Here is a 12853-nt window from a genome sequence, read left to right on the forward strand (position 1 = left end):
ACCAGTTCTGAATGTTGAATCCACTGCCGCGTTCTTGAACCAACCCATCACCGGTTCAGTAGCGGCGTGATCATATACGTCCCCGATTGCACGGATCGACGGAACCAACCCAAGAGTGGGAATCCGCTAAGAGCGTGTTGGAAGGTTCTAAAGCTTCATGATGGCGTGGCCGAGGAGGATCCGGAAGGCCTGTAACGTTGCATTGCCGGACATGGCCGCGTCACGTAGATCTTCGAGTGCAATATATGCGTCCCATGAAGCAGATTGCTGCGCATTAAAAGAATCCCTGCAGATAGCGCACCCCGCCTCGTCCTCCATTATGCTCGCGCCTTTAATCTTGGAACGCGTCGAAAGGGCTTGATACTCGGCTGGCCTGACCCAGACCATCTTGCGTTCGTCTCGGGGGATAGCCGTCCAACAATTGCCGGGGTAGCAGATGCGCTGATTTGAGTATGCCCCATGGACGCGACAGTAGCCCCAGCCTCCATTAACCGATGCGCCCATTTTGATTTTATCGAAGATCGGCATTACGCCCGAGAATCCTGCGGGGGCTGTATAAAGTTGCCAGAGAATAAATTACGAAACTGAAACATATCTAGACTTCAAAATCTTCTTCGTTTGAGTTGACGTTCGCAATAGGGTATTTGAATAACTTTGAATGCCGAAGGTTGGAACAGTTCAATCTCGGTTCCAAAAGTAACTTGACTAGAAAACTGACAAGTACATGCATCTTGGAGAACCCCTTCGAATGCAATCTTTTTCGGTTACGAGGACAGTAAACAAAATCGACAAATTGTAGGGACGAGATGATAACGTTCCTAATGTGACGAACTTTGCAAGTATCTTGAACGCCAGTTCAAGGTTGTGCAGCGGTCGTTAGGAATGCATACAAAATTTTTGAGGGATGAATTGGCAACTAAGATTCCGTTGGTTCCGGATGCGCAACTGCTTGAATCAATGAGGGCTGTTGGGTATTCGTTTTCGACTGCTTTGGCAGACATTATCGACAATTCCATAAGTGCCGGCGCAACGACGATACGAATCGTTGCCCTGCCCTCTGCGCATCGGACCATTTCCATTTTAGACAATGGAAAAGGAATGGACCTTGATGAGGCCATGACCGCGATGAAGCTTGCAGGCCGGTCATCTTCTGACAGTAGGAGACGAGGCGACTTGGGACGTTTTGGTCTTGGATTAAAGACCGCTTCCCTGTCACAGGGACGAGTTCTTACTTTGGCCACGCGCAGAGATGGAAAAACTAGTATCCTACGTTGGGATTTAGACCATGTCGCTGCAGTTGGGGAGTGGGAATTGCTTCTCCTTGATAGGGAAGAAGCTTCAAGCATTCAGGAGCTTAAAACGCTTGAATCGCTCCGAAACGGAACCTTAGTCGTATGGGAGAATCTCGACCGGTTCGATGATCATTACGAAGGCTATATTGAGCATCTTGCCAACGAGCTCAAAGAAGCAAAGGATCACATCGGTCTAGTATTCCATCGCTTTCTAGACGATGCGGTAACGGCTGCCCGCGATGTATCTATATTCGTAAACAATGCAGCAGTGAAGCCTGCGACCCCACTGCTTGAAAAAAATCCGTCAACTATTCCAGGCCCGATACAGTCTGAGAAAGTGGCTGACAGTTCAATAAAGATTCAATCTTTCACGCTTCCGCATCGAAGTAAGATGAGCGACGAGGAATTTGCGACTGCACAAATCGGATCGACATTCCGAGACAGCCAAGGGTTTTATGTATATAGAGAGAACAGGCTGGTGATCTGGGGAACTTGGTTCAGAATGGCAACCAAACAAGAGTTAGGGAAGCTGGCCAGAGTCGCAGTGGAGATCCCGAATGTCCTTGACCACTTGTGGTCCCTCGACATAAAAAAGTCTCAGGCAGTACCACCACCCGCTGTCAGAGAACGGCTACGAACCTATGCGAATCGAATGATCGAACCGAGCAAGAGAGTATTCACGTACAAGGGGAGAACAGTATCAACCCCGAGCTTTGCTCCGTTGTGGAATGTAGTCCAGCTACGGGATGGCTTCACCGTAGAAATCAACGATGACAATCCACTAATACAAGCGCTATTGCATGTAGCATCCGATGAAGACCAAAAGAAGACAATAAATTCTGCTCTTTCTCTTCTCGAGAGAAGCATTCCGATTGACAACATATTCAATAGACTCGGTAAGGACGAAATTTTCTCTAGCGACGATACGTCCGAAGAGCTAGAAAAAATTGCTGATGGATTAGCCAATGCCATGAAAGGCTCATTCGAAAACTCGGACAAATTTGTTGAATCATTCATAAACACTCCACCATTTGAGGGTCACTCTATGGCAGAGACAATCTTGAGGAGATCCTTTGAAGCAGCCTGATTCACTGAGCGAAACTGCGTTGAAAATTAGCCGCTTGGAAGGTACGATTGATGGTTTTCTGACTCAGTATGAATCTGAGGGTAACTCAATTACCGAAGAAATTATCGCTGAGCGCCTAGAAGCCTTTGCACCTCTCGTTCTTATGGACTTCGTTTTAACCCCGGGCCAAATGAAAACAATCGTCCGTAGAATGTGCGAAAAATACTATCCTGATATCGACCCAGGCGACGGCGACGACGCAGGTGGAACAATAATGACCCCGCACGTAGCATGGTTGTCGGATGCAATTAAAAATGAAGAGATTCCGACAAAGCGCTGGGACGCATATAAGTTATTTATGCGAAAACAGGGTCGTTCGTGGAAGTCTATTCAAGAATTGGATGACTCAACGCATAAAATTCTTGACCTAGCAGGTGATCCACGTTCAATTGAGGGTAAGAAGACCCAATGGCCCCGCAAGGGCTTGGCCATCGGCGATGTTCAGTCCGGAAAAACTCAAATGTTCTTAGGTCTTGCGAATAAAGCTGCAGATGCTGGGTATCGTGTAATTGTAATCCTGTCGGGAAATACCGAATATCTACGGCGACAAACCCAAGAACGCGTAGATGAAGGTTTCATCGGACAGGACAGTAAGTTTCTAGGCAGGGCAGTGAATGATGTTGCTGGTACCCGAAATAAGCCTATAGGCATTCGGAAATTCGACCGGTCTAACAAATCCTATGGAATGACTACGGCCAACTATGACTATTTGCAATTGATCAGTGAGGGACAAAACTTCCCAGCTGTTACGGGCGACTCGCAATACCCACACGTATTCGTAGTGAAGAAAAATAGCTATGTACTGGACGCTCTCGACAAGTGGGCTAAACGACAAGCCGAAGGAAAAGCAGTCGCAGACGCTTCGCTACTTCTAATTGACGATGAATCCGATTATGCATCGGTCGACACGTCGAAAGATGGAAACGACCCTACCAAGATCAATCAAGCCATACGCAGATTATTGACCCGCTTTACTCGGTCCTCGTACATGGCGATCACCGCAACACCGTTTGCAAACATCTTCATCAATCACGAAGCTGAGGATGAAATTAATGCAGAAATAGTCCGTAAGAAGAAAAACAAAGATGCGGATGGTGAGAATGTCCCTCCAAATAAAATCGTAGTGCAGGATCTTTTCCCTTCAAACTACATTCATGCACTTAAGGCTCCGAGCAACTACGTAGGCCTCCGTAGATATTTCGGAACAATTGATGAACCGGTCGACGATAATCTAAGAATTATCGAAGATTGTAAGGATGTGCTTCCTATTCGACACAAGAAGGATCATTATGTCGAATATTTACCAGAGTCTCTCAAGGAATCAATTCGCGCCTACTTTGTCGCTAATACTATTTTTGATTACCGAGGGAATGGGAACAAAGCAAGGTCGATGCTAATTAACGTATCGAAATATACAGATGTACAAAATTATTTAGCGGAACTCGTCCATGAATATGTAGCTAGCTTGCAAAGTCAAATCGATTCATTCGCGGCACTAGACGACTTGAGTAACACTGAAGTATATGCCTTGAAAAAGACATATGATGCAGAATTTATCGATTGCGGAATGTCGTGGGAAGTTCTGATAAAGCACTTGGGTGAATCCACGAATAAAATACGAACAAAAGTCTATAACTCCAAACCAACTTCTCTTGGAACTGACGAAGAATATTCCGCGGAAGTCCCCAGCCGTCAGATAGCTATTGGTGGCGATCTCCTAAGCCGTGGACTCACGCTAGATAATTTGATCGTAAGTTACTTTCATCGGCGCCCTATGGCGGTCGACACGTTGATGCAGATGGCCCGTTGGTTTGGATACCGCGATGGATACTTCGATATTGTCCGAGTTTGGATTAATGAAGATAACATCTTGGATTACCGAAACACAGAACGTGCAATATCTCATCTAAAGTCTCAGTTACGGGAGATGAGTAATAACCTAAGGGAACCGAAGCAATTTGGCCTAGTTGTCGCAACTAGGCCAGAATCTCTCGCAATTTCCGCGGCAAATAAACTCAGAAATGCAGAAAAACGACCAATGAGGGTCGACCTTAATGGAGAGATTCTAGAGACAGCGAAGTTGCCGAAGGACATCAAATCACTTCGCGCCAATCAAGAACGAGTCGAAGAATTCATTCAGTCTGTAGGTCTCGCGGAAAGTGTAAACGGTGACCGTGTCATTCATCGAGGTATACCGAAGGATGAGATCGCGGAACTTGTCGAAAACTTCGTTATCTCGCCATTTAACAAGTATATGAATTCAGCAATTCTATCTGCTGCAGTTAGAAGCGCCACGCGAGATGAGTATCAGACTTGGGATTTGATCGTCATGTCAGGTGATAAGAAGGGCGACGCGAAACCCTTGTTGATTGCGGATAAACAGATTCCTCGACTACTTCAGAGAAAAGTCGAGATACGCGATGATTTCTACTTGGTTCAAGGAAGGAACGCACGGTTAGCAAGTACGCATGACTTAAGATATCTGCTGGACGACGAAACGAATGCGGAAATGGAACGCAAGCTTGGACGACGGGCGAAAAAAGAAGACGAGTATTACCAGTATCTAACACGCCCGGCAGTTCTGCTTTACCTTATGACGCCGGAGGTCGAGGAGCGAACCATGAAGAAATCCGATGATCAGCAGGTGCCAGTCAAGATACCCTTGGATTTGAACTTCATGGCTGGCATTAAGATCGCGTTCCCGAGTGACAAAGATTCGCTTGCAAATGAAACAGAAGATGGTGTCGCGCTCTACTGGCATAACACCGTTGCCCAAGATTTGCTTCGCACTAACTATGAGATTGACTAGGGAATAAAAATGGATCTCAAAAAGTGGTCTACACGTGTTGAAGCAGGGGAGAACGGTTATTGGGAACTGGACTCGACTTTACCTGTCCGTATGATATACGGATTAGATCCCACTGGTCGCTATTCGTTTGGGTACTTCAGTGAGCTCCAGCCAATGGCACACACAATTTCTAAAGCCATCGATACGGTGACCCGGCAGCGCTCGTCGGATGGTGAGTGGACTCAGATCTTCGTTCTGAACGACCCCAGCCTTAAAGGACCTTTCGTTTCCTTTTGTGATCATATGGCACGTGAAATTGCTGCGGCACATTCAATAGAGGCAGCACGTCATTCCGTTCAAGGAACGATTAGTCGCTGGAAACGCTTATTTTCACGAGGATTCGGTACTTTAGACTTGCCTGCGCTTCGTGGTTTGTATGGAGAGCTGCAAGTTGGTTTTAATCTCACCAAGGCTTCCTGGTCACATGACCAAGCCGCGGGGGCTTGGACCGGGCCCTATGACACGCCGCACGATTTCGACTTCGGCAAATTCAGCGTGGAAGTCAAGAGCAGATCTTTAGGTAAAAGCTCTGTTCATATTAACGGAGAAGAACAGCTGCAGGGAGACCGGCTTTTCCTCGCTGTAGTTGAGGTGAGTCATACTCAATCTTCGGAAGATGGGTTTGAAACCCTCCCAGAGGCTATACGGGATATCCAAGGGAAACTTAGTGAATCCGGGGCAGACGCAATGCGGATGGGGCTCGAAGAACTAGGGTTTGATATAGAGGAAGAAGCCTACAAAAACATCTTTTTTCGTGCTTTAGACACATATATATATGCCGTTGATTCGGGCTTTCCTCGGATAATTCCTAATGTGATTCCACTAGGTGTGAGTCGTGTTTCATATGAGCTGAGCTTGGACGCTATTAGCGACTACGAGGTGGAGAAGATCGTATGTTAACTGGTAACAGCTCTCTGTCGAGCTATAACGAAGAACTCCATTCTGACGTCATTACTCGAGCAACGGTTGAAGGACACTTTCCGACCGAATCATTCACATTACAAGCATGCGATTTGTTGGTTGAGTCAGGAGAGTTCACGGATGTGCAGCTGGCTTATTTTAAAGGAAACGGCAAACGGAAAAGAAAATTACGTGTGGACGCGTATGATTTAACTCGTGCAGATGAGACAGTTTCCTTAGTTGTCACTGATTTCCTAAATGATACTGTTTCGCAGTTGCCAACGCCCGAAGTTAGATCAAATTTGATCTCAGGATGTAATTTTTTAAAAGAATGTATTCAAGAAGACTTCATGAAGGGGCGAGAAGAAAGTGATCCTGCTTACCAGCTTGCTTACGATTTAAAGAATTTGGGAAGCGACTTAACTAAGTTCAAAATATATTATATTACTAATGGTGTAGTTTCGGAAAGCTTTAAAGGTATACCAGAAGAATCGATAAATGGCATTCCAGTTGAATTCCATCTTTGGGACCTGCGTCGACTGCACAACCTTTCCGAATCTAACGGGCATCGAGAATCTCTAGAAATTGATATAACGCAGTGGGCACCTAAGGGCTTGTCAGCCCTTCGGGTATCCAATGAGGTTGATTTCACGACATATCTCGCTGTTATGCCTGGTGAGCTAATGGCTGACCTGTACGAAACCCACGGCAGTCGACTATTAGAATCCAATGTGCGCTCGTATCTTTCGAATCGAGGGAAGGTAAACAAGGGTATACGCGAAACTGTGATTGCCCAGCCTGAGCATTTTATCGCTTATAACAACGGAATTACCGCGACAGCAACTGATGTTGATATCGATGAAAAAACCGGTAATATTTTGAGTTTCCGCGATTTACAGATTGTGAACGGCGGGCAAACGACGGCATCTCTGTTCTATGTCCGAAGGGATCCAAAAGCGAAGATCGAGCATTGGAAAAGTGTTCAGGTTCCGATGAAGCTCGTTGTGGTTGATGATGAAGTCGCTGAAACTCTTATTCCGAACATCTCTCGGTTCGCAAATAGCCAGAATGCCGTAAGTGCTTCTGATTTCTTCTCAAACCATCCGTTCCATCAGAGGCTGGAGACTTTGGGTAAACGCGTTTTAGCTCCCGCTATTGGAAATGTCCCTTATCAAACTCGCTGGTTTTACGAACGGACTAAGGGTCAGTATCAGACGGAAAAAGGCAAGCTGTCACGATCGGATGCAGCTAGGTTCGAAAAGCAATATCCTCGCAGTCAGGTACTGACAAAGACTGATGTTGCAAAATTTGAAATGTCGTGGCTGCAGAAACCCCACGTGGTAAGTACTGGTGCGCAGAAGAACTTCATCCAATTCGCTAATGATATTGAGAAGAAGTGGAAGGCGCGGTCTGGTGAAGAGAAATTTAATGAGGAATACTATAAGGAAGTTGTTGCTAGATCGATTCTGTTTAACTCCTTGCGCCGAGCAATTCTAAATTCTGATTGGTACGAATCTGGTTATTTAGCGAATATCGTCACTTACACTATTGCAAAATTTTCTTATTATATCTCCAAAAATGAAAATAAAGTTATGAATTTCCGAGATATTTGGAATAAGCAAGAGGTGAGAAATGAAGTCATTTTGGAATTAGTTGGACTAGCCAAAGAGGTTGCAAGAGTGCTCGACTCATCAACACGCGAGATAGTAAACGTTACAGAATGGGCGAAAAAGGAGTCATGTTGGATACGTGTGCGCGACGAGATTAAGTGGGATATTTCAGGAGCTTTAGAAGCTTGGCTTGTTGACCCCGCTGCAGTAATTGAACGTAAACGTGTCTCAGCGGAAACCCAGCGTTTGGATTCCAAGCTAGAGGGATTAACTGATCTATTCAATTTTGATGCTAATGCGTGGCGTGAGCTACAGGAATTCTTGAGTAAGAATCCTAGAATCGCGACTGAAACCGATCTGAATATCTTGAAAATGTTAACGGGAAGTTCTATGCGGGTGCCTTCTGAGGTTCAAGCAACAAGACTATGGAAACTTGTCGAAAAGTCTAAGAGCTACGGTTTCTTAGGTTTGTAGAGTATCGGCGAAAGCGTGTCCTTGCGGCCCAGTAAGAAGGTTAGCCGAGTTCCGAAGCAGACGTCTTTTGGGTTCTATTGTGTGATCGCGCAGGGTCTAACCGTTAGGTGGTCGGAGCGCAGAAAGAATTTTCTCTCCTATCTGCTGTGCCAATAACGGAGGTACAGCATTTCCTACCTGCGTGTATTGTTGAGTGCGGTTTCCGAGGAATATGTAGTCGTCAGGGAACGACTGTAACCTTGCGGCTTCTCGGACGGTTAAGCTGCGCATTTGTGCGGGATCCGGGTGAATGTAGTAGTGCCCGTCCTTTGCGATATGGGACACGATGGTCGTAGACGGGCTTGACTCAATTTGCACACGGAAACGGTCTTCAAATGGAACGAACTCCCCAGAAATGTTCTTGTGGTTTGGCCATAGGTGCCTATCGAGGTCTCTGACCTTTATACTTTTTTGTTCTTTAGCTGATCTAGCGCTGAGCACGCCATAGCGGATCAAATCGCTGATCATGTGACTCCTCGCTTCGTGATTCCACGTCGGTATATCTTTGATGGATTCAGGGCGCACAAACGTCTGGTATTTTTCAAGCGAATCTTCAGAATACTTGGGCTCGAAATTTGCTACAGCTGAGGAGCGTGTGGGTAATGTACGCCCGCTTTGTTTTTTGAATTTGTACGGCCTCGCTGCCACCTTCATGTGATCTAATGCCTGTTTCCAAAGTGAGCCGTCAGGGTCAGCAGTTCGAGAAACTGATGACCGAAGCTTAGGCAGGCTAAGGATTGCATCGCCCACAGTAATTCTCGAAGTTCTTGGGGATAAGATTTCTGGAATGGAAACCTCAGCCCCTACGCGAACTCCTACGATAATTATGCGGTGCCGCTTCTGAGGGACACCGTAGTCTTCTGCTCGAATGAGGAAGTCTTCTGCGGAGAGATTCTCTCCAGTCTTAGAAACGACCATGGAATGCAGAGTGTATTGAAGGTCCTCGGTAGGGTGTTCTAGATCTGCTCGAATCAGATCGAACATTTTAACACCCTTATTAACCGAGGAGAGCAGACCTTTAACATTCTCCATCACGAAGATTGTTGGTTTATGCTTCTGAATTATATGAAGATATTCCCGATATAGAAAATGTTTGTGGTCATCTTCGAAAGTAGCGTCATTCTTCCTGCGAGACCGGCCTGCCAATGAGTAGGCTTGGCACGGTGGGCCACCAATCAAGACCCAATCTGTGGATCTTTCGCGGGCCAACGCATCGTGTATCACTAGATCCGAAAGGGGGCGTGTGTCGACGCCTAGTTCAATTCGATGCACCTCAGTTTGTGCAGACTGGTAGAAGGGAGAAAAGCTTTCATCCGATAAGAGTTCCTCCAGAGGAATTTCCTGATGAAAAAAAGATTCTAGTCTCTTCTTAGCGGTTATAGAGTTAGAAGACCTGCAGCGTCGGACGGCACTTCTGAATGACAGGGTCTTTACCGCAGACTCTTCCATCTCAATTGAAGCTACTGTTTTGAACGCTGGTAAGCCATCGTCTGTTACAACCGAAGAGAACCCTTCATTCAACCCACCGGGGCCCGCGAAAACATCGATAACCGGTATCATCTAAACATTCTTTCTATACAAGGTAACTCCAGGATACCAGGAAATCTAGGCACTTCCTCGCCAACTAAAGTGAGGCGGCGATCTCACTGCGAATAACAGTGCGAAGAGGTGGAAGACGCACAAAATGACTGAAACATAGTGCAAAGTAATGCAGTTCTGCGAGTATTAGCTCATGAGCAATTCTTTTGACCCACAATCTATCAATTCTTGGCTATTTTTAGCGGCCGGTGAAGATCGATCATTTGCAGGAAACGACGGATATGACGATATGCCGAATGGTCACTATAAGTGGGATAGTACCGTGCCAAACCATGCGCGCGTCAAAGTCGGTGACTATATTGTTCTTTGGGACAAGAATGGCAGCATAGGCGCCTCCTCAATTGATGAGATCAATATTCGAAAAAGTGAGAAAACTCTTCACCGCTGCCGACACTGTGGCAAGGCGAGCATAAAAAAGAGAATCACAAAGACTCCCCTGTATCGGTGTCAAATTTGCAAGAGAACTTTCGAAGAGCCTGAATCGAAGTTAGTGGACGTGACTGAGTATACGACTACTCATTCGAGAAAGTGGACCCCTCTGCTGGGAGTTATTGAGGCTTCAACACTGCGAACAAGTTGTCTACGTTCTAAATCACAGCATAGCCTCCGCCCGTTAGATTGGTCGAAATTTTCTCTCGTGCTGCAACAGAAAGGACTGTTTCTAGACTTGAGATAGTCGCGTGTACCGGAAGGCTAGGGCCTGCATTTCTCTGGGGCGTCCATTGCCCATCTCCAATTAGGACGTTCGACGAGTTTGTCCACCAAGGATAAAGGCTGTTAGGTAGATTGCTGTGGTGCCCAATCCAGATTTATTAAGCCAAACGGTCTTCACTTATTTTTCGGGCTCACCAAGCTAAGAATCTATCAGCTGAATTGCTACGTATTCTTTGAATTGTCCTACGGTGAATAGAATTGCGAAGCTAGGGATGGAATGAGTATGAAGAGAACTGCAAGTCCGCAACTGTGTAAACCCCCTGTGATGCGTTTACTAATTGATAACGACACTGGGATTGATGACGCACTTGCCTTGGCATACATCTGTGCATGTGATCATGTGCAAATTGAAGCGATCACCAGCACGCCTGGAAATGTCGACGTAGAACAAGTCGCTTCGAACAATCGTGCTCTGCTGGCGCTCTGCGGACGCCCCGAGGTTCCAGTACTCATTGGCGCCAGAGGCCCACTGGAAATTCCGCTAGTTACCACACCTGAAACTCACGGTCCCCAAGGAGTTGGTTACGCTACGCTGCCTGATCGCGGCACAACCGCTTCCAGCGAACTGGATGCCGTCGATTATTGGATCGAAGCCGCGCGAGCCAGCCCGGGTGAGCTGACGGTTCTGCTCACTGCTCCACTGACGAACTTTGCTTTGGCGCTACGCCGTGAACCAAAGCTTCCTTGGTTACTGCGCAAGGTAGTCATTATGGGCGGCGCCTTCTACTACCAAGGCAACACCACCCCTACCGCGGAGTGGAACACCCATGTGGATCCGCACGCTGCGAAGGAAGTCTTTGCTGTTTACACAGCGGCTGCGGAGCAAGGCCTGCCTTCTGAGAAGCTTCCCATCGTGTGCTCACTGGCCACTACTGAGCGTTTTGAAATGCAACCGGAATTTTTGACTCACTTGGCGGTGGAAGCCGGGCGCGCGGAGCCTGAACTAGTTCTGGCTAACGATCCCGAGGGAACCTTGAGTACTGCATCTAATCCGCTAATACGGTATCTGTCAGATGCTCTGCGCTTCTACTTCGAGTTCCACCGGCACTACGACCAGGGGTACATTGCCCATGTCCATGACTACTTTGCCGCAGGCGTAGCCGCGGGAACCCTCGATTATGAAAGCCGACCCGCCACGATTGACGTGGAAACCGAGTCGAAGCTTCTCTTTGGAACTACCGTGGCCGATTTCCGAGGACTATGGGGCAAGCCAGCAAATGCTCACGTAGTCACCGGCAACGATCCGGAGGCTGGCTTTGCCGAACTTGTTACACGCTTGGGGAACTTAGCACGGAAATTGAACACAGACTCCTGAACTCAGCTCAGGCTGAGCTAGAATTGTCTACCGGGCCGAGGTGACATTAGGCCCCGCACTCGCACGCACCCAGTAGTACTTGGGTGCACAGCCACACTCGTACCGAGGAATGCTTTTCTATGTCACCAAATCTGCTTTTGCCCGAAGAAACCAGCTCCCAAATTCTGCGCCGTAGGCTTTTGGCCGGCGCTGGCACCCTGCTCCTAGTCGGCACCTACCTAGTCCTAGTCATTACCCAGCCCACGGGCATAGCCGAAGGACTGGGACAGGGCGTTGCACTGGCTACCTTTGCCGCCTACCTGGCTGCCGCCGTCATGCTCTTGGTCGCGGTGCTTCCGGACTTGCCGGTATCCACTCTCACGCTGATCCCGGTAGCGCTGGCTCTGAACATCATTTTGGGCCAATTTGTTGGTTCCGTGATGGTTCCGCTCTACCTTGATTCCATTGGCACGGTGCTCGTAGGGTTCCTGGCGGGCCGCCGGGCCGGTGCAGCCACCGGTGTGCTCAGCACCCTGATCTGGTCTCTGTTCGCCCCCACCGTCTTGCCCTTCGCAGCTGGTGCTGCATTGGTCGGCTTCCTTGCGGGAACCGCTGCTCGTTTCGGTGCGCTGCGTCGCCCGTATTTTGCTCCAGTGGCCGGTGTGGTGGCAGGTGTTCTGGTCGGTGTGGTTTCAGCTCCGGTGGCGGCCTTTGTCTTCGGTGGAACGTCGGGTGTCGGCACCGGCGCAGTGGTTGCGGCATTCCGCTCCATGGGCGACTCGCTGCTATCAGCCGTAACCAAGCAGGCCTTGATCTCAGATCCAGGGGACAAAGCCATCGTCTTCCTTATTGCCGCTTTGCTGATTTACGCGTTGCCCAAGCGTTTGAGCGGAAGTTTTGACTTCATCCGTCGTTACCGGGTGCTGGGCCAGCGCGGAACCAAATAGACCTACCGCT

General features: G+C 47.9%; 8 protein-coding genes. 6 read left to right on the forward strand and 2 right to left on the reverse strand.

Translation table 11 applies throughout. The features are described from left to right. Window positions 1-147 precede the first annotated feature (147 nt). Window positions 148-528: a hypothetical protein gene (locus CIK74_RS03685; RefSeq protein ID WP_096254418.1), complete on the reverse strand. Its 381-nt coding sequence runs from the start codon at window positions 526-528 to the stop codon at window positions 148-150. Window positions 529-909: 381 nt separating this feature from the next. On the opposite strand from CIK74_RS03685, the gene CIK74_RS03690 reads away from it, so the two are divergent. Genes CIK74_RS03690 through CIK74_RS03705 form a run of 4 tightly spaced genes read left to right on the forward strand, consistent with a single transcriptional unit; the run spans window position 910 to window position 8250 of the window. Beyond that, window positions 910-2379 (forward strand): ATP-binding protein, encoded by a 1470-nt coding sequence (locus tag CIK74_RS03690; protein ID WP_170947730.1) that lies wholly within the window; start codon window positions 910-912, stop codon window positions 2377-2379. Further along, window positions 2366-5227 (forward strand): Z1 domain-containing protein, encoded by a 2862-nt coding sequence (locus tag CIK74_RS03695; RefSeq protein ID WP_096254420.1) that lies wholly within the window; start codon window positions 2366-2368, stop codon window positions 5225-5227. Before CIK74_RS03690 ends, CIK74_RS03695 begins: the two co-directional genes overlap by 14 nt. A gap of 9 nt (window positions 5228-5236) precedes the next feature. Beyond that, window positions 5237-6166: a PD-(D/E)XK motif protein gene (locus tag CIK74_RS03700; RefSeq protein WP_096254421.1), complete on the forward strand. Its 930-nt coding sequence runs from the start codon at window positions 5237-5239 to the stop codon at window positions 6164-6166. Continuing rightward, entirely contained in the window at window positions 6160-8250 is a 2091-nt protein-coding gene (locus CIK74_RS03705; protein WP_096254422.1) for an AIPR family protein, read from the forward strand. Before CIK74_RS03700 ends, CIK74_RS03705 begins: the two co-directional genes overlap by 7 nt. 96 nt (window positions 8251-8346) lie before the next feature. On the opposite strand, the gene CIK74_RS03710 is transcribed toward CIK74_RS03705, so the two are convergent. Further along, complete coding sequence (locus CIK74_RS03710) at window positions 8347-9849, reverse strand: DNA cytosine methyltransferase (protein ID WP_096254423.1); 1503 nt, start codon at window positions 9847-9849, stop codon at window positions 8347-8349. A 1015-nt stretch (window positions 9850-10864) separates the two neighbouring features. On the opposite strand from CIK74_RS03710, the gene CIK74_RS03715 reads away from it, so the two are divergent. Further along, a complete protein-coding gene (locus CIK74_RS03715; protein WP_240520450.1) occupies window positions 10865-11917 on the forward strand; it encodes a nucleoside hydrolase in 1053 nt (350 codons plus the stop codon). Window positions 11918-12036: 119 nt separating this feature from the next. Beyond that, the gene (locus tag CIK74_RS03720) at window positions 12037-12843 is read left to right on the forward strand and encodes a glycosyl transferase family 9 (RefSeq protein ID WP_096254425.1); all 807 of its coding nucleotides are present in this window, start codon (window positions 12037-12039) and stop codon (window positions 12841-12843) included. Window positions 12844-12853: the final 10 nt, after the last annotated feature.

Source organism: Glutamicibacter sp. BW77, from assembly GCF_002332285.1.
GTDB lineage: Bacteria > Actinomycetota > Actinomycetes > Actinomycetales > Micrococcaceae > Glutamicibacter > Glutamicibacter bergerei.